Below are 20,410 nucleotides of genomic sequence, written 5' to 3'. Positions count from 1 at the left end.
GCCGAGTCGGCTCGTTAGAACGAGCCGACTCGGCGTGATTTCAGGTCAGGACGAGGCCATCTCCGACAGGCGCTTGAGGGCCTTCCGTACGACGTCCGGGTCGGTCGTCGCCCACATCGGCGGCAGGCTGGCCTTGAGGAATCCGCCGTAGCGCGCGGTGGCCAGGCGGGCGTCCAGGACGGCGACCACGCCACGGTCGGTGGTGGTGCGGATCAGCCGGCCGGCGCCCTGGGCGAGCAGCAGCGCGGCATGGGTGGCGGCGACCTGCATGAACCCGTTGCCGCCGGCCTTGTCCGCCGCCTGCTGCCGGGCTGACATCAGCGGGTCGTCGGGCCGCGGGAACGGGATCCGGTCGATGATCACGAGCTGGCAGGTGTCGCCGGGTACGTCGAGGCCCTGCCACAGCGACAGCGTGCCGAAGAGCACCGTGTGCGGGTCGGCGACGAACTGCGCGGCGAGCTCGGGCAGCTGCGCGTCGCCCTGGGCCAGCGTGGTCAGGTGAGGCAGCTTCTGGCGCACGACCTCGGCGGCGGCCTCGGCGGCACGCCGGGAGGAGAAGAGCCCGAGCGTACGCCCGTCGGCGGCGTCGACCAGGTCGACGATCTCGTCCAGGGTCTTGGCGCCCATCCCGTCGCGTCCGGGAGGAGGCAGGTGGCGGGCGACGTAGAGGATCCCCTGCTTGCCGTAGTCGAACGGGCTGCCGACGTCGAGCCCGATCCACGGCAGCACGTCATCGGTACGCTGCGCCCCGGCGCCCACCTCCGTGCGCTCCTCCGCCTTGAGCCCGAGAGATCCGGCCACAGGGCCGAAGTCGCCGCCGAGCTTGAGGGTCGCCGAGGCGAAGACGACGGTCTTCTCGGTGAGCAGCTTCTCGCGCATCTGCGCCCAGACCTGCAGCGGCGCGACGCAGAGGCGCGGCGGGATCCGGTCTCCGCCCTCGTTGAGCCAGATCACGTCGTGCTCGGAGGCGGCGGCCATCCGCTCGGCGGTGGTGAAGACCTCCTGGAGGCCGCCCTTGGCCTGCTGGAAGCCGGGGTCGGCGCCTTCGGAGTCCTTCGGCTTCGGGAGCGCGGAGAGCGCGGACCGAGCGGCGTCGCGCACCAGCACGAGCGCGTCCGAGACGACCTCGGGCAGCGTGATCAGCCGGCCGGGCGAGGTCTCGTTGATCGCCGCCCGCAACGCGTCGGAGGCGTCGGCGAGGTCGTCGGCCTCGGAGCCCTCGATGTGCTTCTGGGCCCGCCGGGCGGCCCGCTCCACCTCGGCCGCGGTCAGCTCGTCGGTCGCCGCCTGGGTCACCCGGGCGACGAGCTCGTGGGCCTCGTCGATCACTACGGCGTCGTACTCCGGGATCATCGGCACGCCCTCGATCGCGTCGATCGCGAGCAGGGAGTGGTTGGTGACGATCAGGTGGCTCTTCTGGGCCTTGTCGCGGGCGACCTCGGCGAAGCACTCCTCGCCGAAGGGGCACTTGGCGGCGCCGAGGCAGTCGCGGTGGTTGACGGAGACCTGGCGCCACTCGCGGTCGGTGTGGCGGGGCGCGGAGTCGCGCTCGCCGCTGCCGCCCTTCTCCGCCTCCTTCTCGGCCCAGCTGCGCAGCTCGAGGACCTTCTCGGCCATCGGGCCCAGCGGGACGTCGACCAGGGTGCCCTGGTCGTCGGGGGCGCCCTCGCGCACCCGGTGGAGGCAGGCGTAGTTGGAGCGGCCCTTGAGGACGGCGTAGGACGCGTCGACGCCGGGGCGCGAGCCGATCGCCTTGACCAGGCGCGGCAGGTCGCGCTCGACGAGCTGGTGCTGCAGCGCCAGGGTCGCGGTAGCGACCACGACCCGGCTGTCGTGGAGCAGCGACGGGACCAGGTAGGCCAGCGACTTCCCGGTGCCGGTGCCGGCCTCGACCAGCAGGTGCTCCTCGTCGGCCAGGGCCTGCGCGACCGCGTCGGCCATCAGCACCTGACCCTCGCGGGTGGCCCCGCCGAGGGTCGCGACCGCATCCGCCAGGGCTTCACGTACGGGCGTCGGGGATGCGGTTTCGGTGACGGTCACTTGGGCAACCTTAGCCGTGGGCGGGGACAGTCTCCGATCGGCTCTCCGCGATCCGGCGGGCGACGATCTCCCCGAACTGCATGTGGCCCGCCACGGTCAGGTGGGTGTTGTCCTCGAGCATCGGCAGCTCGAGGTCGAAGACATTGATGTACGTCACCCCGTACTCCGCCGAGACCCGCCGCATCATCTTGTTGACGCCCCGGATGGCCTTGGCGCGGGAGTTCACCTTGGGCGCGCTGAGCACGATCACCTCGTGGCCCTTCAGCTCGTCCAGAGTGGCCCGGAAGCCCTTCTCGACGTCGTCGAGATCGCTCTTGGAGTCGTTGATGCCGCCCTCGAGCACGACCAGGTCGGCTCCCTGCGCCACCGCGTCGGGGACCCGCTCGGGGAACGAGATCGGGCCGCACCGCTCCATCAGCTCGTGCGAGTAGCCGGTGCCGCCGAAGCCGGAGACCCGCACCTCGCCGTCGAGATAGCGCGGCCAGGACAGGCCGGGGTCGTCCAGCCCGAAGCCCGAGGCCCAGGAGTCACCGATCACCACGACCTTCTCGCCGGCTCCGGTCACCACAGAGGCGCGGGTCACCGACTCGGCGGCCAGCCGAGTGCACAGGTCCTGGGTCACCTCGGACTCGTGGCTCGCCTTCTGCCCCGGGAGTGCGCCCTCGTCCTGGCTGCCGCAGCCCGCCAGCGTGGCCACCAGGACAGCACCAGCCAGCGCGCTCACGATCGTGGCGCGCGCCGCGTGGCGTACCTCTGTCCGCATCCCTGACCTCTCCGACGACTGATCGTCCCAAGTGTGAGGGACCAGCCTGTCATCGCCAATGTCGCAACGCCGGATCAGCGTCGAAGATCAGCGCCCGAGATCACGCAGAGTACGCAGCCAGCTCGCCGGCCAGGTCCGCGTTGGCACGGCCCTTGACGACGGTGCCTTCGGCAGTGTGCTCGAGGTGGTCGATCTCGCCGTGCTGGTGGATCCGGTTGACCAGGTCGCCCCGCTCGTAGGGAACCAGCGCGGAGAACTCGACGCCCGGTCGCGGCAGGTCGGTCTCGACGGCCTTGATGGCCGCGTCGATGCCCTCGCCGGTCTTGGCCGAGACCGCGACGGAGTGTGGCTCGGCGCGCAGCAGCCTGGCGATCACCAGCGGGTCGGAGATGTCGGCCTTGTTGATCACCACCAGCTCCGGTACCTCGCTGGCACCGATCTCGGCGAAGACCTCACGCACCGCGGCCAGCTGACCCTCGGGATCAGGGTGAGAACCGTCGACGACGTGCACGACCAGGTCGGCGTCGGCGACCTCCTCCAGCGTCGAGCGGAAGGCCTCGACGAGCTGGTGGGGCAGGTGGCGCACGAACCCGACGGTGTCGGACATCGTGTAGACCCGGCCGTCCTCGGTGGTGGTGCGGCGGGTGGTCGGGTCCAGGGTCGCGAAGAGCGCGTCTTCGACGAGCACCCCGGCACCGGTGAGCCGGTTGAGCAGCGACGACTTGCCGGCGTTGGTGTAGCCGGCGATCGCGACCGCTGGGATGTGGTGGCGCTTGCGGTCGGCACGCTTGGTGTCGCGGGTGCCCTTCATCGCCTTCAGCTCACGGTTGAGCTTGGCGATCTTGGTGTTGATCCGGCGGCGGTCGGTCTCGATCTTGGTCTCACCGGGACCACGGCCACCGATACCGGCACCACCGGCGACACGGCCACCGGCCTGGCGGGACAGGTTGCCACCCCAACCACGCAGCCGCTGCTTCATGTAGTTGAGCTGGGCGAGCTCCACCTGTGCCTGGCCCTCGCGCGACTTGGCGTGCTGGGCGAAGATGTCGAGGATGAGCGCGGTCCGGTCGACGACCTTGACCCCGGTGCGGTCCTCGAGGTTCCTGAGCTGGCTCGGCGCCAGCTCGCCGTCGGCGATCACGGTGTCGGCGCCGGTCGCGGCGACGATCTCCTTGAGCGCCTCGACCTTGCCGCGTCCGATGTACGTCGCGGGGTCCGGCGCCTGGCGGCGCTGGTAGATCGCCTCGAGCACCTCCGAGCCGGCCGTCTCGGCGAGGAGCGCGAGCTCGGCCAGGGAGTTCTCCGCGTCGGTCTGGGTGCCGCCGGCCCACACGCCCACGAGCACCACTCGCTCCAGGCGAAGCTGGCGGTATTCGACCTCGGTGATGTCCTCGAGCTCGGTGCGCAGGCTGGCGACGCGCTTGAGCGCGTGCCGCTCGGCGAGCTCCATCGCACCGACGGTGGGGTCGATGTCCTCGGGATCCTCGTCGGCGTAGCCGGACTCGAAGCCGTCGTCGAGCGCGTCCCAGTCCTCGGTGGCCTCGAGCTCGTCAGCGAGTGAAAAATCGTGTGCGTTGTTCGTCATATACCAACAAGGGTACGGCGCCGCACCACCCGGGGGACAATGCTTATCCAAGAGCGCGCCTCAGCGCTGCTCCAGGGCCTCTCGCAGAACGGTTCCGACGTCCTCCGGCCGCTCGGCGACGTACGCCGCCCCGCCGGTCGCATCGGCGATCGCCTGCAGCGTGCCGAGGTCGGCATCGGCGGTGATACCGATCCCCAGGACGCGGACCGGTCGCCGTGGGTCGGAGGCAGCCTCGAGCTGGCGTACGAGCTCTGCCACGTCCATCGAGTCGGGGTCGTCGTTGGTGCCGTCGGTGAACAGGAGCACGTCGTTGGAGGCCAGCGGGTCATAGGAGGCGACCGCGGCCTGGTAGGCCGCCAGGGCGGTGTCGTGCAGGGAGGTGCCGCCACCGGTGCGCTCGGTGAGAGCGGCGATCTCCTCGGTCAGCTGAGCGCGCTGGTCCTTCGAGGCCAGCTGACGGGTGGGGACGAGCACCTTGTGGTCCGCGCCCAGCGTGCCCTCGGTCTTCTCGGAAAAGGCCCAGAGCCCGAGCGCGGCGCTGCCGGGAAGGAGACCGACGGCCTCCGAGGCCGCCTCCTGGGTGAGCTGGAGGCGGGTGGTGGCACTGTCGGGAGCGGCCGGCCAGGCCATCGAGCCGGAGACGTCCATGACCGCGATCGCCCGGGTCGGCCGAAGCCTCGCGTTCCACTCCGCGGCTGTCTCCGCCACCGCGGCCGAGTCGACGCGGGTGTAGGCGCCCACGTTGGGCGCCGGCTTGCCGGCTCCGGTGGTGCGGAACCCGGCCTGGGTCAGCGCGGTGTCGGCGGCACCGCTGTCGAGCACCCTGGCGAAGCTGGTGATCGAGGCGGCGATCGAGTTGCGGCGCGAGGCGTCGGCGGTGATCAGGACCGGGTAGTCGAGGACCACCGTGCCCTCCTTCGGGGCACTGGCCTTCAGCGACGGCGCGTACGTCGACCACTGCTGTTCGCTGGTCGCGGTCACTCCGCTCATGACCGTCTGCAGCTCGGCCAGGCGTGCCGAGTCGGTCGGCCCGGCGCCCTCGACGCCGGAGGCGAGCCGCTCTGCGTACGGCTCCAGCTTGGCCTCGCTCTGGGGCTTCCCCCGGCTCGCGACGGCCGTGCCGAGCGCGCTCATCATCCGCTGGGGGTCGCCCATCAGCAGGTCGTCCTCGGCGAAGGCCTCGGCGTAGGAGGTGCGGGTGAGCCCGTCGCCGGAGACGAGCACCACCGGCGAGGAGGCCATCGAGGCCCGCAGCGTCACCGGCTCGACGGCCGGGTCGATCCGGTCCAGCCAGACCGAGGAGTCAGGGATCCACACATCGGGAAGATCGCCGTCGAGGGCGAGCGGCTGGAGGACCTGGTCGGCCTTGGTAGCCTCCACCTCGATCTGGCCGCAGCCGGCGTCCTCGAGGATGTTGCCTACGACGGTCGCCGCCTCGGGAGCCACCGCGACCGTCATGTCCGGGCCGAGACAGGTCCGGTCGTCGGTCGAGTCCGCGTTGCCGTTGGCGACCAGCGCGGTCGCGATCAGGCACACGGCCAGTACACCGGCCGCACCGGCGATCACCCCGATCGTCTCCCGCGTCAGGCGTGACTCGCGCGGGGGCTCGCCCGGTCCGGCCGACCCCGAGGGCTCGTCGGGCCCGATGATCGCGAGCGCCTTCGACGTACTGGTGTCCGCCTTATCGGACATGCGAACTCCTTGCTCCGACATCCGCGGAGCGGTCTGAAACGGTCCGCGGCTGGCGCACACATTAGCGGTGCGCCAGCCGTCGGGGTACTTCTTGCGTCCAGTTACTTCGGTGGCATCCGGATGCCACCGTCGACGCGGATCGTCTCGCCGTTCATGTAGTCGTTGGTCAGACACTCCACGACCATGCTGGCCAGCTCTGCCGGCTCACCGAGCCGGTGCGGGAACAGCACGCTCTCGCCGAGCTTGGCCTTGAACGCCTCCGACTCCGGGCCCTCGCCGTAGATCGGGGTGTCGATCAGCCCCGGAGCGACGGTGTTGACGCGGATGCCGACCGCGGCGAGGTCGCGCGCGAGCGGGAGGGTGAGGCCGACGACGCCGCCCTTGGACGAGGAGTAGGACACCTGCCCGATCTGGCCGTCGAAGGCCGCCACGCTGGCCAGGTTGACGATCGCGCCACGCTGCCCGTTGGCGTCGGGCTCGTTGCGGCTGATGTAGGTCGCGGCCTGGCGGCACATGTCGAAGGTGCCGATCAGGTTGATCGCGATGACCTTCTTGTACGCGTCCAGGTCGTGCGCCGACCCGATCTGGCCGTCGCGGCCGATGGTGCGCTGCGCCCACCCGATCCCGGCCGAGTTGACCACCGCCTTCAGCGGCGCGATCTCCACGGCCCGCTCCACGGCGTTGGTGATCTGGTCGGTGTCGGTGACATCGACGGGCACGAACAGGCCCTTGATCTCCTCCGCAAGGGCCTCGCCCTTGTCCTTCTGCATGTCCGCGACGATCACCGTCGCACCCTTGGCCGCCAGCGCCCGGGCGGTCGCCGCCCCGATCCCGCTGGCCGCACCGGTCACGATCGCTGTGCTATCAGTCAACTCCATGGGCAGCACCATAGACGTGAGAACCCTCGCGATGGTGAATACCCGTTAACCGTCTCGCAGTCAGAGCGCGGTGGTGCCCTCGGCGATCAGAACCGCCGGCCCGGTGAGCAGCACCCGGTCGTCGGTCGTCCAGGTGACGTGGAGCGTGCCGCCGGGGACATCGACCCGGTACGTCACATCAGCATCGCGCGCGATCGCGAGACCGTCGGCCTCAGCCGCCGCGACCATCACCGCGCAGGCTCCGGTGCCGCACGAGCGGGTCTCGCCCGCGCCGCGCTCGAAGACCCGCATGGCGACGTGACGCTCGGCGACGCGTGCGAAGAACTCCACGTTCACCCCGTGCGGATAGACCGCCTCGTCGAAGATCGGGGAGTCGTAGAGGTCACCGACGGGGCCGTGGGGGTCGATCGACTCGACCTCGGCGGCAGCGTGCGGGTTTCCCATGTCGACGTTGCAGGCCGACCAGAAGTGGTGGGCGACGGTGACCTGGGTCGACCCGAGCAGCTTCGGCGAGCCCAGGTCGGCGGTCCAGACGTCTCCGGACGCGCGGAGGATTTTGTCGCCGGCGCGGGTCGCGAAGGTGACCTCGTCGCCGGCGAGCCCGACGGAGCGCAGATACTCCGCGAAGACCCGGGTGCCGTTGCCGCACATCTCGGCTCGGGTGCCGTCGGCGTTGCGGTAGTCCATGAACCACTCGGCGTCGCTGACCGGACGGTCCTCACCGGTGTAGGCGGCCGTCCGGATCACCCGCAGGATCCCGTCGCCGCCGATGCCGGCCCTGCGGTCGCACAGCGCCCGGACCCGGTCGGCCATCTCCTCGTCGGAGAGCGCACCATGCACCGACCCGTCGACGTCCGGCAGCAGCACGAAGTCGTTCTCCGTGCCGTGGCCCTTGAGGAACGTGTAGGTCATCAGTAAAGGTGCTTCGAGTAGGTGTCGGTGCGGTAGTAGTCCTCCATCTCCGCCAGCGTACGCGGGTCGTTCTCGACCTGCTTGGCGATGACCGCACGCTTGGGGAGGTGGTCGGGGTCCCAGGTCTCCGGGTCCCACAGGCCCGAGCGCAGGAACGCCTTCGCGCAGTGGAAGAAGATGTCGTCGATGTCGACGACCAGGGCGAGGATCGGCCGCTTGCCCTTGACGACCATCTCGTCGAAGAACGGTGCGTCCGAGACCAGCCGGGCACGGCCGTTGATCCGCAGCGTGTCGCCGCGGCCCGGGATCAGGAAGTTGAGCCCGACGTGCGGGTTGGCGAGGACGTTGCGGTAGCCGTCGACCCGCTTGTTGCCCGGACGCTCCGCGATCGCGATCGTCGTGTCGTCGATGACGTGCACCAGCGACCCGGCCGGGTCGCCCTTCGGCGAGGCGTCGCAGTTGCCGTCGGCATCCGAGGTCGCGAGCACGCAGAACGGCGTCGCGGCGAGCCACTGCCTGTCGATGTCGAGGAGCGCCGGACGCCCCTTGGTCACCGCCCGCTCGTTCGGCACGCCGACCAGGTCGACGAGCTCCTCGAGCGTGCTGATCTCAGTCCAGGTAGGGGTCACGGCCTCAGCGTACGAGGCGGGGCGCGGGCGGCCGAATCATTTCGCCCGTCGCTCAGACCGTCGGCACCTCGCCCCGGCGAGCCCGCAGCCACTCGATCGGGTCGCCCCGGTCGACCTCGACACCGGCCATCCGGAGCATCATCCGGACCAGCAGACGGCGATGGGCTGCGTACGTCAGGACGTGGGCGACCACCGACCCGATCTGGAAGCTCTCCGGCGGCTCGCACAGGGCGTCGATGAGCCGGTCCTCCCAGGCCCCGCGCCGCTCGATGTCGCGTACGACCGCCAACCACCGCGCGGCCACGGCCTCGTGCCGCTCGACCAGCGCGACGACCGAGTCCGTGCGGCTCCGGACCGGCATCGCGAGGCCCTCGATCGAGGCCACCCAGCACTCCTTGGCCCACACCGTCGCCTCCAGGACCTGCGCGAGCGACTCCTCCGGGCCGTCCCACTCCAGCACCGCGTGGCCGGCCAGCCGCACCTGGGTGAGCACCTCCGCGGGCAGGCCCTTGGCGAGGTCGAGCAATGCTCTGGTGTCGTCGAGGTCGTGCATGACGAGCTGCTCGGTGAGCGGAGAGAGCACCCGCTCCTGGGAGTCGACCCACAACGACTCCGGCGGATGGAAGTGGATCCCGTTCGGCGCCGGCAGCCAGTGGCTGACCGCCGCGGTGCTCGGCGGGTGCCCGAAGGCCTTCGCATAGGCCCGCGAGAAGCCCTCCACCGACTCGTAGCCGGCGGCCCAGGCGGCATCGGTCACCGTGCCACCGTGCTGCAGCTGCCACGCGGCGCGCTCCAGCATCACCCGCCGCCGCATCGCCACCGGCGGCTCGCCCGCACCCCGGGAGAGCAGCCGGTTGAAGTGATAGGGCGAGGTGTACGCCTCGCCGGCCATCTGCGCCAGCGTGCGCGGCTCTCCGGCGTCGGCCCCGTCGAGCACCGCGTCCAGCAGCTCCCTCAGCCGGTCCCGCTCACTCACGACGCCACCGCCCGCACCGCCGCGACGGCCTTCTCCAGGCGGGACGGATCGTCGTACGCGACCCACACGACCCGCGGATCCTTGCGGAACCAGGCGTCCTGCCGGCGTGCGAACTGCCTGGTCTTGATGGCCGTTCTCTCCATGGCCTCCTCCAGCGTCGTCTCCCCCGCGAGATAGGCGGCGACCTCCTTGTAGCCGATGGCCTTCGACGCGGTCCTCGACCGCCCCAGACCCGCCTCCAGTAGCCGCGCGACCTCGTCGACGAAGCCGGACTCGAACATCTCCGAGACCCGCTGCCGGATGCGTACGTCCAGGGCTTCCCGGGAGATGTCGACGCCGATCTGGACGGAGGCCGGGTCGTGGTAGACCTGCTCGGGCAGTCGTGCGCTGAACGGCTCGCCGGTCAGCTCGATGACCTCCAGCGCGCGTACGACACGGCGGCCGTTGTCGATCTCGATCCGCTCGGCCGCGACCGGGTCCAAGGCTCGCAGACGGTCGTGAAGTGCCTTCTCACCTGCGGTTTCGAGCTCCTTCTCCAGACGCTCACGCACCTCGTTCGAGGTCCCGGGGAACTCGAACCGGTCCAGGATCGCTCGCGTGTAGAGGGCGCTGCCGCCGACCAGCACGGGTGTCTTCCCAGCCTTGCGAAGCGTCGCGATCTCCTCGCGCGCCAGCGCCTGGAAGTCGGCGACGGAGGCCGGTTCGGCGATGTCGAGGAGGTCGAGCAGATGGTGCGGGATCCCGCGCCGCTCCGCGACCGGCAGCTTCGCCGTCCCGATGTCCATACCGCGGTAGACCTGCATCGCGTCGGTGTTGATGATCTCGCCGTCGAGGGTCTCGGCGAGGTCGAGGGAGAGCGACGTCTTCCCTGCGGCGGTAGCTCCGACGACGGCCACGATCGGGGCGCCGGATAGGGCAATAGATCCCAAGTCGCGTAGCCCGGATGACCCATCAGGGCCGCGTGTCCCCCTGTTGCTGTCGTACTCCATGCAGTTAGTCTGGCCGCAAGTTGGCTCATACGGGGAGCCACCGATCAAGAGGGGGAAGCATGAGCTTCTTGGACAAGGCAAAGGACCTCGCCCAGCAGGGCATCGACAAGATCGGCGCCGACAAGGTCGGCGAGGGCTTGGACAAGGCCAGCGAGTTCGCCGACGAGAAGACCGGTGGCAAGTTCAGCGACCAGATCGACCAGGGCGTCGAGACAGCGAAGAACGAAGCAGAGAAGCTGGACGGCGGCAACTGAGCCATTCACACGCCTCGAGGCGGGGAGCGACCCAGACCGGGTTGCTCCCCGCTTCGCGTTTCTGTCCCGTTACACCCAACTGACTTTTTACGTGTCGATTTTCAAAACACTGTTACGAACCTGTTGCGACTTGTGCCGTCACATGGAACGGTCGAGACCGTCTCATTCTCGTCTCACGAATGAGGCAGCCGGGGGGCGAGCGTGCGGTGCACGTTCGATTCCGGTCCAATCACAACTACTCGGAAGTGTGGACCAATATGTCTGAGAACTACGGCAACAGCGACGAGCAGCAGAACTACGGCCAGGAGGGCGGCTTCGGCGGCCAGGAGTCCAGCGAGGGCTCCTCCTACGGCTCCGAGTCGTCCAACGAGGGTGACTTCGGCGGCCAGGAGGGTGGCCAGAGCGAGGACGGCTTCGGCGGCGGCCAGGAGCAGTCCGAGGGCTCCTCCTACGGCTCGAACGAGGGCGGTTCCTCCTACGGCGAGCAGTCCGACCAGGGCAGCTCCTACGGTGGCGGCGAGCAGTCCGAGGGTGGCTTCGGCGGCCAGGAGTCCAACGAGGGCTCCTCCTACGGCTCCGAGGGTGGCCAGAGCGAGGGCGGCTTCGGCGGCGGCCAGGAGCAGTCCGAGGGCTCGTCGTACGGCTCCGACGAGGGCTCGAACGAGGGCGGCTTCGGCGGCGAGCAGAGCCAGTCGCAGTTCTGATCCAGCTCTGCTGATCACACGCAACGAGCGCCGGGCCCGCAAGGGACCCGGCGCTCGGTGCATCTCACCTAGATCTCATGGAGAGATCGGTGAGCAACGATCAGGCGCGGTACGCCACCCATCCGTCGATCATGCGCTGCACCTGACCCGGCGTGAACTCGTCCATGCACGCGTCCTCGGTGTAGTCCATGAAGTTGTGGATCGGGTCGAGACCCGGAGCCGTGCAGGTGTCGGAGCCCTCCGGGCAGCCGAAGGCCGGCGCGGCCTCGGCCGGGGTGTCGGCGACCTGGTCACCCTTGCCACGGCAGCCACCCTGGAAGGTGTGGTAGAGGTGCAGCCAGTGGCCGACCTCGTGCGTGGCCGTGTCGCCCTCGTCGTACGGCGCCGCCGAGCCGCCCGGCAGCGACTCGCCGAGGATGACCACGCCGTCCTGCGACCCGATGTTCTTGGTCGGGAAGGTCGCCCAGCCGAGCAGGCCGTCGTCGATCTCGCCGATGTAGACGTTGAGCGCGTTGTCGCCGCCCTGGCGCAGGGCCGTCTTCATGTCCCGCTCGCCGGCCGAGCCCGAGATGATCGGGTACCAGGCCGGGTTGATCGTGGTCTCCTGGCCGACCACGTCGAAGGAGAACGGCGTGCCGGCGTACGCCGCGTTGAGCACGTCGATCTGGGCGTCGATGTTCGCCTGCGGAACGACGCCGGTGGTGGCGTCCTCCTGGATGACGTGGATGTAGGTCGGGATGGTCGTCGCGGCGAGGTTGGCGGTGCCGCCCTTCTTCCCCTGCGCGGCCAGCGCGCTGGAGAGGGCCTTCTCTTTGGCCTCGGCCTGCTTCGCGGTCAGATGGTTCGTGTCGCGGACCTGCTTGGCCCCTTCGGCGACGCGGGCGGCGCCGACCTCGTGCGGGTCGAAGCAGGCATCTCCTCCTGCGGACGCCTGCATGGCGCCCGCGGGGGCCGCGGCGGCCAGGCCCGAGGCCACGAGAACACCGAGTGCGCCCATCGCCGCTGCTCTGTTGACCAGCTTGGGAATCGACATGGGGGTATCCCTTCCTGAGACAAGTTGCCTCAGGCTAGAGCAGGAATACCCTCAGGGGGAACGGTCTTACGTAGAATTTGCTGTTGAGGTAACAACCGACCGAACGATCAGCCGCACGCCGGCGCAGCCGGCAGCGGAGCGGGTACGCCGACCGACGGCATCCCCAGCCCGACCGACGCGGCTTCGGGCTCGGGGCGGCCCTGACGCGCCTCCCAGGCGTCGCCGGAACGGGTGCGGCGTACCTCGAGCACGGGGTTGTCGGCGACCAGGTGGTGCGGAGCCGCGTAGGTGATCTCGACCTTCACCATGTCGCCAGGACGTACGCCCTCGGCCCCGGCAGCGTTGAAGTGGACGAGTCGGTTGTCGGGAGCGCGACCGGAGAGCCGGTGGGTCTCGGCGTCCTTGCGACCCTCGCCCTCGGCGACCATCAGCTCGAGCGTACGTCCGACGTTCTTCTTGTTCTCCTCGTAGGCGATCTCGTTGACGAGGTCGACGAGCCGGCCGTAGCGGTCCTTCACGACCTCCGGCGAGATCTGGTCGGGGAGATCCGCGGCGGGGGTGCCGGGACGCTTGGAGTACTGGAACGTGAAGGCGGAGGCGAAGCGCGACTCACGGACCACGTCGAGGGTGGCCTGGAAGTCCTCCTCGGTCTCCCCCGGGAAGCCGACGATGATGTCGGTGGTGATCGCCGCGTGCGGGATCGCCGCCCGGACGCGCTCGATGATGCCGAGGAACTTGGTCGACCGGTAGGAGCGGCGCATCGCCTTGAGCACGCGGTCGGAGCCCGACTGCAGCGGCATGTGCAGCGACGGCATCACGTTGGGCGTCTCGGCCATCGCCTCGATGACGTCGTCGGTGAACTCGGCCGGGTGCGGGCTGGTGAACCGGACCCGCTCCAGTCCCTCGATCTCGCCGCAGGCGCGCAGCAGCTTCGAGAAGGCCTGCCGGTCGCCGAACTCGACGCCGTAGGCGTTGACGTTCTGGCCCAGCAGGGTCACCTCGGTGACACCTTCGGCGACCAGCGCCTCGATCTCGGCGAGGATCTCGCCCGGCCGCCGGTCCTTCTCCTTGCCGCGCAGGCTCGGGACGATGCAGAACGTGCAGGTGTTGTTGCAGCCAACGCTCACCGACACCCAGGCGGCATACGCCGACTCGCGCTTCGTCGGCAGCGTGGACGGGAAGACCTCGAGGGACTCCAGGATCTCGACCTGGGCCTCCTCCTGCACCCGGGCCCGCTCGAGCAGCACCGGGAGCGAGCCGATGTTGTGCGTCCCGAACACCACGTCGACGTACGGCGCCTTCTCGGTGATCGTCGCACGGTCCTTCTGCGCGAGGCACCCGCCGACGGCGATCTGGAGGTCGGGGTTGGCCTGCTTGATCGGGGCCAGGTGGGAGAGATTGCCGTAGAGCTTGTTGTCGGCGTTCTCCCGGACCGCGCAGGTGTTGAAGACGACCACGTCGGCCTGCGTGCCCTCGGTCGCCTTCAGATAGCCGGCATCCTCCAGCAGCCCGGAGAGGCGCTCGGAGTCGTGGACGTTCATCTGGCACCCATAGGTGCGGACTTCGTAGGTGCGCACCGCCGAAGCGGAGCCAGAGGCGATCGACGTAGTCATAGCGCCTTCAAGCGTACGACCGCAGGGGCCGCGTCGAGGAATCCAGCGCGGATGGGCGACCCAACGGGCGTACCCAGTCTTGTTGGTTATCTGGTTGTAACCGATCCCGGGGGCCAAGTCATAGATGTGCAATGCAGGATGTGGTTAGGTCTGCGGCATGACCGTGCTTGACACCGAACCCGCCGGCGCACCTTCGGGAGACGCTTTGGTGGTTCTTGACCATGTCGACAAGCACTACGGCGACCTGCACGTTCTCCAGGACATCAACCTGGAGATCAAGCGTGGCGAGGTCGTCGTGGTGATCGGGCCGTCGGGCTCGGGGAAGTCGACTCTCTGCCGCGCGATCAACCGCCTGGAGACGATCGACTCGGGCACGATCAAGCTCGACGGCAAGGAGCTGCCCGCGGAGGGCAAGGGCCTGGCCAAGCTGCGCGCCGAGGTCGGGATGGTCTTCCAGAGCTTCAACCTCTTCGCGCACAAGACGATCCTGCAGAACGTCACGCTGGGCCCGATGAAGGTGCGCAAGCTGAAGAAGGCGGAGGCTGAGGCCGAGGCCAAGAAGCTGCTCGACCGCGTCGGCGTGGGCGTCCAGGCGAGCAAGTACCCTGCGCAGCTCTCCGGTGGCCAGCAGCAGCGCGTCGCCATCGCCCGGGCGCTGGCGATGAAGCCGCAGGTGATGCTCTTCGACGAGCCCACCTCCGCGCTCGACCCGGAGATGGTCAAGGAGGTGCTCGACGTCATGGTCAGCCTCGCCAAGGAGGGCATGACGATGATCGTGGTCACCCACGAGATGGGCTTCGCCCGCGTCGCCGCCGACCGGGTCGTCTTCATGGCCGACGGCCAGATCGTCGAGTCCAACACCCCGGCCGAGTTCTTCGACAACCCGCAGTCCGAGCGCGCCAAGGACTTCCTCGGCAAGATCCTCAAGCACTGAACGTACGTCTCGGGTGAGCCCCGAGCTCGCGAACCCTGCACCGCACCAACCCTCAATTCCAGAATTCCAGAAGGTGGAAACGATGAAGTTCACGAAGATCGCCGCGACCCTGGGCGCTCTCGCGCTCACGGGCTCGCTCGCTGCCTGTGGTGGTAGCGACGACACCGGCTCCGACGCCGGCGGCGACAAGATCAAGATCGGCATCAAGTTCGACCAGCCGGGCCTCGGCTTCAAGGAGGCCGACGGTGACTACTCCGGCTTCGACGTCGACATGGCGGAGTACATCGCCGAGGGTCTCGGTTACGACGACGACCAGATCGAGTGGGTCGAGGCCGTCTCCGCCAACCGCGAGACGTTCCTCAAGGACGGCACCGTCGACATGATCCTGGCGACGTACTCGATCACCGACGAGCGCAAGGCCGAGGTCGACTTCGCCGGCCCGTACTACATCGCCGGCCAGGACCTCCTGGTCGCCGCCGACAACACCGACATCACCGGCCCCGACACGCTCGACGGCAAGAAGCTCTGCTCGGTGACCGGCTCGACCTCGGCCCAGAAGGTCAAGGACGAGTACGCCAAGGGCGTCCAGCTGCAGGAGTTCGACACCTACAGCAAGTGCGTCACCGCGATCGAGGGCGGCCAGCTCGACGCGATGACCACCGACGACATCATCCTGGCGGGCTACGCCCAGCAGGACCCGGGCAAGTTCAAGATCGTCGGTGCGCCGTTCTCCGAGGAGAACTACGGCGTGGGTCTGCCCAAGGGCAGCAAGGACCGCGACAAGATCAACGACCTGATCGAGAAGTCCTTCGAGGACGGTTCGTGGGAAGAGGCGTTCAACGACAACCTCGGTGAGTCCGGCTACGAGCTGCCGGAGCCGCCGGCCGTCGACCGCTACTGAGGCACCCGCGGGGCAGGGGAGTCTGCTCCCCTGCCCCGTCGCCGCGTCCAGCGCAAGAAATTTGGAAGGACCAATGGACCTCATCTCCGAGAGCGGGTCAGCCATCCTGACCTCGTTCGGGCTGACCTTGAGACTCGCCTTCTTCAGCGGCATCTTCTCGCTGCTGCTCGGCGTGGTGCTCGCGACGTTCCGGGTTTCACCGGTTCCCGTGCTGCGCTGGATCGGCTCGGCCGTCGTCTACACGTTCCGCAACACGCCACTGACCCTGGTCATGTTCTTCACGCTCTTCGGACTGAGCTATCAACTCGGCCTCAACTTCAACGAGGAGCTGATCTACCGCAACAACTTCTGGCTGGCGGTTCTCGCGCTCAGCGTCTACACCTCGACCTTCGTGTGTGAGGTGCTGCGCTCGGGCATCAACACGGTGCCGCTCGGACAGGCCGAGGCGGCGCGCGCGATCGGACTGACCTTCACCCAGAACCTTCGCCTGATCGTCCTTCCCCAAGCGTTGAGGTCGGTGATCAACCCGCTCGCCAGCGTACTGATCGCGATGACCAAGAACACGACGGTCGCCGTCACCATCGGTGTCACCACCGCCACCATGGTCAACGAGGCGTCAGGGCAGATGAAGTCGCTGATGGAGCGCAACTCCGACCAGATCCTGCTGATCTTCATCATCTTCGCGGTGGGCTTCATGATCCTGACCCTGCCCATCGGCTTCATCGCCGGCTGGGCCGCCAAGCGATTCGCGGTGATCCGATAATGAGCGCCTCAGTTCTGTACGACGCCCCCGGACCCCGCGGCAAGGCACTCAACTGGGTCTACTCGGCCATCGCCCTCGTGGTCCTGGCCTGGGCGGCCTGGTTCGTCTACTCCAAGTTCGACGAAACCGGACAGTGGGACGCCGAGAAGTGGAAGCCATTCCTCGAGGCGCCGGTCTGGGAGAACTTCCTCATCCCTGGTCTCATCGGCACGCTGAGCGCTTTCGCCGTCGGTGCGGTGCTCGCGCTCACATTCGGGTTCGTCCTCGCAGTCGGCCGCCTCTCGCAGAGCCGGATCATCAGCGTCCCCAGCGGTGTGATCGTGGAGTTCTTCCGTGCGATCCCGATGCTGCTGCTGATGATGTTCATCTACTTCATGCAGCAGCCGCTCGGGCTCGAGACCAGCGTCTTCTGGGCGGTCGTCCTCGGACTCATGCTCTACAACGGCTCCGTGCTGGCCGAGGTGATCCGTGCGGGTGTCAGCGCTCTGCCGAAGGGGCAGTCGGAGGCCGGCGTCGCGATCGGGCTCTCGCCCGGGCAGGTGATGCGTGCGATCCTGCTGCCTCAGGCCGTGCGCTCGATGTTGCCGGCGATCATCGCCCAGCTCGTGGTCCTGCTCAAGGACACCGCGCTCGGCTACATCCTCGCCTACGACGAACTGCTCAACCAGATCAACAAGATCGAGGGCAACTACAACAACCTGATCCCTGCGGCGATCGTCGTGGCGCTGATCTACATCGCAATCAACACGATCCTCGGCCTCGCGGCGAACTACGCCGAAGCACGTACCCGGCGTGTGGCACGCACCGCGGCACCGGTCGGTCACGCCGGCGCTGTCGACCCAGTCGCCGCCGAGGCCGAACTCGTTCAGAAGGCGAACGCTGCCAACGTCGGTGGCGCCGGGCCCGGCGCCTGAGACTCCGGACGACCAACGGCCCGCTGCCCCTCCTCGGGGCAGCGGGCCGTTGCGTGCTCGCTTCGCGAGCTGACTGCTCTTACTTCTTCTTCGGGGTCACCCAGAGGTTGATCGTGCCCTCGATGGCGACGGTGCCGTCCTCACGGATGCCCTTGACGCGCACCGCGAGGTCACCGTCGGCGGTGTCCCACTGCTCCTGGTCGGTCTCCGCGATGCAGGTGATGTCGGTGGAGGCCTTGGCGGTGTAGGAGACGGTCATCCCCTTGGGGATCCAGCGCTTGTCGCGCGGGATGGTGACCTCCGCAAGGGCACCCATGGCCATCTCGAGACCGTTGCACAGCGCGATGGCGTGAACGGTGCCGATGTGGTTGTGGTTGCCCCTGCGGTTGGGGACGATGACCTCGGCGTAGTTGGGTCGCAGCTGGTTGACCAGCGGGTGGATGGACCCGAAGTAGGGCGCCTTCTTCGCGAACGCAACCGAGAATGCTCGCTTGCCGACAACCGGGACACGGTTGAAGGACTTCCAGAGGTCGTAGAGCTGGCTCATGGCAGCCAGGTTACCCGACGGTAACCTCCTCCCCTCTCCTGGCCCGAGATCAGGAGAGGGAGAGGAAGACCTTCTCGAGCTCCTCGATCTGCTCCGGGCGATCTCCGTCGGCGTGCGCGCGGCGCAGCTCGTTGGAGAGCAGCGCGAAAGCCGCCTTGTCGAGGGCGCGGGTCACTGCCTTGAGCTGGCCGACCACATCGGCGAGCTCGCGGCCGTCTTCGATCATGCGGAGCACGCCACCGAGCTGGCCCTGAGCCCGGCGGACTCGATTGACCACGCTCGTCGTCTCCGCGTCCCGAGGCTGGGGGACGGTCACGTCGTCAGTCAAAGTCTTGCCTTCCATCGTTTCTGGCATCATTCCTGGCTCGTTGTTGTATCCCCCGGGGGACAACGGTCCAGACCAGTGGGCGTTACGGTTCTTTTTTGGATGATTCCGGTTTTCGCCTACATGGGACAGAAGTTCGTGCTAGACGCCCGTCTGCCACACGATCTCGACGCGGTTGCCGAACGGATCGCGGACATGGAAGCGCTGGAAGCCCTCGGCGTTGTGGCGCTGGCTCCAGTCGACATCGAAGCCCAGGCTCACCAACCTCGCCCCCATCGCCTCCAGGTCCGCCTCGGTCTCGACCGCCAGGGCCGGATGAGCCTTGGCCTGCGGTCGGTGCGGATCCTCGACACCGAGGTGGATCTCCGCGCCGCCCGACGAGCGGAACCAGGCGCCACCGCGCTTGGCCAGCTCGGCCGGCTTCGGCACCTCGGTCAGCCCGAGGCCGTCGGCATAGAAGGTCCGGGCCTCGTCCTCGCGGCCGGCGGGCATGCCGACCTGCACGTGATGGATGCGCATCATGCCCCCAGTTTCCGGGCGACCACGAAGACGCGGCGGAACGGAAGCAGGACGAAACTGTTTCCTACCGAATCGTTTCGTACGGGATAGGCCTGTGCCAGACGGTTCTTGAGCTCTTCGGCGAACAGCTCGAAGAGACCGGCCTTCTCCAGCGCGGCGGCCGTAGGACGGAGGCTCGTCCCCGCGATCCACGTGAAGACCGGGTCCTCCCCCGTCAGCACGTGGAGGTAGGTCGTCTCCCAGGCATCCACCTCGAAGCCCTGTCCCACCAGCACGTCGAAGTAGTCGGCCGGGTCGTGCGACCAGGGCGCCTCGAGATGACGAGTGTGCTCGGCGTACGGCTCCTCGGCGGCGAGCTCCTCGCGCAGCCGATGGCTGGGCTCGTCGAAGTTGCCCGGGACCTGGAAGGCGAACCAGCCACCCTCACTGACCGCACCGGCGAGCGCGGGGAGCAGCTCCAGATGACCGGGCACCCACTGGAGGGTGGCGTTGGAGAGGAGTACGTCGACGGAGCCCGGCACCACCGACTCGGCCCAGTCGCGGAGATCCGCCACCGCGAAGTCGACGCCGTCGATGGTCGCGCGCGCCTTGTCGATCATCGACGCACTGGAGTCGAGGCCGACGACCCTGGCCTCCGACCAGCGACCCGCCGCCAGGGCGGTCAGGTTGCCGGGGCCGCAGCCGAGGTCGACCACGGTCTTCGGACGACCCGCGTCGACCCGGCGAAGGAGATCGACGAACGGCCGACCTCGCTCGTCGGAGTAGGTCAGGTAGCGCTCGGGATCCCATGCGGTCATGGCGTACGTCCTCTCGATTTCTCTTGATGTCAAGATATTCAGATCGTCTCGCCGACTTGTCTCGATGTCAAGATTCTCGATGAGGCGAACTTGGGCTACGCTCTCGCCATGCGCGACGAAGTCGACGACCTGAGCGAGGCCTGGGCACACGAGCGGCCCGACCTGGACCTGGGTCCCGTCGAGATCTTCTCGCGTCTCTCCCGCCTCTCGCGTCACCTCGACCTCGCTCGGCGCGACGCGTTCTCCGGCTCCGGGATCGAGTCGTGGGAGTTCGACGTACTCGCCGCGCTGCGCCGGGCGGGCGATCCCTACGAGCTCTCCCCCGGCCGCCTGCTGCGCGAGACCCTGGTGACCAGCGGGACCATGACCAACCGCGTCGACCGGCTCGCCTCGCGTGGCTTGGTCGAGCGGCTGCCGGATCCGGCCGACCGGCGGGGTGTCCTCGTCCGGCTCACCCCCGACGGCAAGGCGACCGTCGACAGCGCCTTCGAGGCGCTCCTCGCAGCCGAGCGGGAGTTCCTCGACGGCCTCTCCGACGACCAGCAGAGCCAGCTCACCGATCTGCTGCGCCGGCTGCTGGTCCCCTTCTCGTCCTGACTTCGGCGCATACGGCGTGTAACACGCTGTTCGTAGCACTATCCG

Annotated in this window: 22 protein-coding genes; 7 read left to right on the top strand and 15 right to left on the bottom strand. The window is 68.5% G+C overall.

Annotation, left to right across the window (positions count from 1 at the left end; translation table 11 throughout):
• Positions 1-45 precede the first annotated feature (45 nt).
• The 9 genes from ABT304_RS15995 to miaA all read right to left on the bottom strand — a co-directional run bounded on the left by ABT304_RS15995 (position 46) and on the right by miaA (position 10,371).
• A complete protein-coding gene (locus tag ABT304_RS15995; protein ID WP_350716500.1) occupies positions 46-2,040 on the bottom strand; it encodes an ATP-dependent DNA helicase in 1,995 nt (664 codons plus the stop codon).
• A gap of 10 nt (positions 2,041-2,050) precedes the next feature.
• A complete protein-coding gene (locus tag ABT304_RS15990; protein WP_160025428.1) occupies positions 2,051-2,803 on the bottom strand; it encodes an SGNH/GDSL hydrolase family protein in 753 nt (250 codons plus the stop codon).
• Positions 2,804-2,903: 100 nt separating this feature from the next.
• A complete protein-coding gene (hflX, locus tag ABT304_RS15985) occupies positions 2,904-4,388 on the bottom strand; it encodes a GTPase HflX (protein WP_350716498.1) in 1,485 nt (494 codons plus the stop codon).
• 60 nt (positions 4,389-4,448) lie between these two features.
• Positions 4,449-6,080, bottom strand: a complete 1,632-nt coding sequence (locus ABT304_RS15980) for a VWA domain-containing protein (RefSeq protein WP_350716496.1) — start codon at positions 6,078-6,080, stop codon at positions 4,449-4,451.
• Between the two features lie 101 nt (positions 6,081-6,181).
• Positions 6,182-6,958 (bottom strand): SDR family NAD(P)-dependent oxidoreductase, encoded by a 777-nt coding sequence (locus ABT304_RS15975; protein WP_091051594.1) that lies wholly within the window; start codon positions 6,956-6,958, stop codon positions 6,182-6,184.
• Between the two features lie 60 nt (positions 6,959-7,018).
• Complete coding sequence (gene dapF / locus ABT304_RS15970) at positions 7,019-7,870, bottom strand: diaminopimelate epimerase (RefSeq protein WP_350716494.1); 852 nt, start codon at positions 7,868-7,870, stop codon at positions 7,019-7,021.
• Positions 7,870-8,499: a pyridoxamine 5'-phosphate oxidase family protein gene (locus ABT304_RS15965; RefSeq protein WP_350716492.1), complete on the bottom strand. Its 630-nt coding sequence runs from the start codon at positions 8,497-8,499 to the stop codon at positions 7,870-7,872. Before ABT304_RS15965 ends, dapF begins: the two co-directional genes overlap by 1 nt.
• A 52-nt stretch (positions 8,500-8,551) precedes the next feature.
• Entirely contained in the window at positions 8,552-9,475 is a 924-nt protein-coding gene (locus tag ABT304_RS15960; protein ID WP_350716491.1) for a helix-turn-helix domain-containing protein, read from the bottom strand.
• Positions 9,472-10,371: a tRNA (adenosine(37)-N6)-dimethylallyltransferase MiaA gene (gene miaA, locus ABT304_RS15955; protein WP_350716489.1), complete on the bottom strand. Its 900-nt coding sequence runs from the start codon at positions 10,369-10,371 to the stop codon at positions 9,472-9,474. Before miaA ends, ABT304_RS15960 begins: the two co-directional genes overlap by 4 nt.
• 152 nt (positions 10,372-10,523) lie before the next feature.
• Between miaA and ABT304_RS15950 the strand changes: the two genes are divergently transcribed.
• On the top strand, positions 10,524-10,718 hold the full coding sequence (locus ABT304_RS15950; protein ID WP_350716487.1) for an antitoxin: 195 nt from the start codon (positions 10,524-10,526) through the stop codon (positions 10,716-10,718).
• Between the two features lie 257 nt (positions 10,719-10,975).
• Positions 10,976-11,422, top strand: a complete 447-nt coding sequence (locus ABT304_RS15945) for a hypothetical protein (RefSeq protein WP_350716485.1) — start codon at positions 10,976-10,978, stop codon at positions 11,420-11,422.
• Between the two features lie 100 nt (positions 11,423-11,522).
• Here the strand turns inward: ABT304_RS15945 and ABT304_RS15940 are convergent, their stop codons facing one another.
• Together ABT304_RS15940 and miaB are read right to left on the bottom strand one after the other, a co-directional pair.
• Positions 11,523-12,455: a zinc metalloprotease gene (locus ABT304_RS15940; RefSeq protein WP_350716484.1), complete on the bottom strand. Its 933-nt coding sequence runs from the start codon at positions 12,453-12,455 to the stop codon at positions 11,523-11,525.
• A gap of 107 nt (positions 12,456-12,562) precedes the next feature.
• Positions 12,563-14,068, bottom strand: coding sequence for a tRNA (N6-isopentenyl adenosine(37)-C2)-methylthiotransferase MiaB (gene miaB, locus ABT304_RS15935; RefSeq protein ID WP_160025437.1), 1,506 nt, complete (start codon positions 14,066-14,068; stop codon positions 12,563-12,565).
• 157 nt (positions 14,069-14,225) lie between these two features.
• On the opposite strand from miaB, the gene ABT304_RS15930 reads away from it, so the two are divergent.
• The 4 genes from ABT304_RS15930 to ABT304_RS15915 all read left to right on the top strand — a co-directional run bounded on the left by ABT304_RS15930 (position 14,226) and on the right by ABT304_RS15915 (position 17,580).
• A complete protein-coding gene (locus ABT304_RS15930) occupies positions 14,226-15,002 on the top strand; it encodes an amino acid ABC transporter ATP-binding protein (RefSeq protein WP_160025438.1) in 777 nt (258 codons plus the stop codon).
• An 82-nt stretch (positions 15,003-15,084) separates the two neighbouring features.
• Entirely contained in the window at positions 15,085-15,903 is an 819-nt protein-coding gene (locus tag ABT304_RS15925; RefSeq protein ID WP_350716483.1) for a glutamate ABC transporter substrate-binding protein, read from the top strand.
• Positions 15,904-15,976: 73 nt separating this feature from the next.
• Positions 15,977-16,666, top strand: coding sequence for an amino acid ABC transporter permease (locus ABT304_RS15920; protein WP_160025440.1), 690 nt, complete (start codon positions 15,977-15,979; stop codon positions 16,664-16,666).
• Complete coding sequence (locus ABT304_RS15915) at positions 16,666-17,580, top strand: amino acid ABC transporter permease (protein ID WP_350716481.1); 915 nt, start codon at positions 16,666-16,668, stop codon at positions 17,578-17,580. Before ABT304_RS15920 ends, ABT304_RS15915 begins: the two co-directional genes overlap by 1 nt.
• Before the next feature lie 79 nt (positions 17,581-17,659).
• Here ABT304_RS15915 and ABT304_RS15910 read toward each other — a convergent pair whose 3' ends face one another.
• The 4 genes from ABT304_RS15910 to ABT304_RS15895 form a co-directional block, all read right to left on the bottom strand.
• A complete protein-coding gene (locus ABT304_RS15910) occupies positions 17,660-18,127 on the bottom strand; it encodes a hotdog fold domain-containing protein (RefSeq protein ID WP_160025442.1) in 468 nt (155 codons plus the stop codon).
• Between the two features lie 49 nt (positions 18,128-18,176).
• Complete coding sequence (locus ABT304_RS15905; RefSeq protein ID WP_008362591.1) at positions 18,177-18,443, bottom strand: metal-sensitive transcriptional regulator; 267 nt, start codon at positions 18,441-18,443, stop codon at positions 18,177-18,179.
• Positions 18,444-18,593: 150 nt separating this feature from the next.
• The gene (locus ABT304_RS15900; protein WP_350716479.1) at positions 18,594-18,974 is read right to left on the bottom strand and encodes a VOC family protein; all 381 of its coding nucleotides are present in this window, start codon (positions 18,972-18,974) and stop codon (positions 18,594-18,596) included.
• Positions 18,971-19,768 carry a methyltransferase domain-containing protein gene (locus ABT304_RS15895; protein ID WP_350716477.1) on the bottom strand — a complete coding sequence of 266 codons (798 nt, stop codon included), beginning with the start codon at positions 19,766-19,768 and terminating at the stop codon, positions 18,971-18,973. Before ABT304_RS15895 ends, ABT304_RS15900 begins: the two co-directional genes overlap by 4 nt.
• Positions 19,769-19,876: 108 nt before the next feature.
• Here ABT304_RS15895 and ABT304_RS15890 point away from each other — a divergent pair, with 108 nt between their 5' ends.
• Entirely contained in the window at positions 19,877-20,365 is a 489-nt protein-coding gene (locus ABT304_RS15890; RefSeq protein WP_141791697.1) for a MarR family winged helix-turn-helix transcriptional regulator, read from the top strand.
• Positions 20,366-20,410 lie beyond the last annotated feature (45 nt).

Source organism: Nocardioides sp. NPDC000445, assembly GCF_040300245.1.
Taxonomy (GTDB): domain Bacteria; phylum Actinomycetota; class Actinomycetes; order Propionibacteriales; family Nocardioidaceae; genus Nocardioides.
The sequence above is the reverse complement of the archived record's forward strand: the minus strand, read 5'-3'. Positions and strand labels throughout refer to the sequence as shown.

Coding starts and splice junctions, on each gene's coding strand:
- ABT304_RS15895 (WP_350716477.1), bottom strand. CDS start 19,768: ATGACCGCATGGGATCCCGAGCGCTACCTGACCTACTCCGACGAGCGA.
- ABT304_RS15975 (WP_091051594.1), bottom strand. CDS start 6,958: ATGGAGTTGACTGATAGCACAGCGATCGTGACCGGTGCGGCCAGCGGG.
- ABT304_RS15890 (WP_141791697.1), top strand. CDS start 19,877: ATGCGCGACGAAGTCGACGACCTGAGCGAGGCCTGGGCACACGAGCGG.
- ABT304_RS15990 (WP_160025428.1), bottom strand. CDS start 2,803: ATGCGGACAGAGGTACGCCACGCGGCGCGCGCCACGATCGTGAGCGCG.
- hflX (WP_350716498.1), bottom strand. CDS start 4,388: ATGACGAACAACGCACACGATTTTTCACTCGCTGACGAGCTCGAGGCC.
- ABT304_RS15930 (WP_160025438.1), top strand. CDS start 14,226: ATGACCGTGCTTGACACCGAACCCGCCGGCGCACCTTCGGGAGACGCT.
- ABT304_RS15940 (WP_350716484.1), bottom strand. CDS start 12,455: ATGTCGATTCCCAAGCTGGTCAACAGAGCAGCGGCGATGGGCGCACTC.
- miaB (WP_160025437.1), bottom strand. CDS start 14,068: ATGACTACGTCGATCGCCTCTGGCTCCGCTTCGGCGGTGCGCACCTAC.
- ABT304_RS15920 (WP_160025440.1), top strand. CDS start 15,977: ATGGACCTCATCTCCGAGAGCGGGTCAGCCATCCTGACCTCGTTCGGG.
- ABT304_RS15945 (WP_350716485.1), top strand. CDS start 10,976: ATGTCTGAGAACTACGGCAACAGCGACGAGCAGCAGAACTACGGCCAG.
- ABT304_RS15925 (WP_350716483.1), top strand. CDS start 15,085: ATGAAGTTCACGAAGATCGCCGCGACCCTGGGCGCTCTCGCGCTCACG.
- dapF (WP_350716494.1), bottom strand. CDS start 7,870: ATGACCTACACGTTCCTCAAGGGCCACGGCACGGAGAACGACTTCGTG.
- ABT304_RS15915 (WP_350716481.1), top strand. CDS start 16,666: ATGAGCGCCTCAGTTCTGTACGACGCCCCCGGACCCCGCGGCAAGGCA.
- ABT304_RS15900 (WP_350716479.1), bottom strand. CDS start 18,974: ATGATGCGCATCCATCACGTGCAGGTCGGCATGCCCGCCGGCCGCGAG.
- ABT304_RS15950 (WP_350716487.1), top strand. CDS start 10,524: ATGAGCTTCTTGGACAAGGCAAAGGACCTCGCCCAGCAGGGCATCGAC.
- ABT304_RS15910 (WP_160025442.1), bottom strand. CDS start 18,127: ATGAGCCAGCTCTACGACCTCTGGAAGTCCTTCAACCGTGTCCCGGTT.
- ABT304_RS15980 (WP_350716496.1), bottom strand. CDS start 6,080: ATGTCCGATAAGGCGGACACCAGTACGTCGAAGGCGCTCGCGATCATC.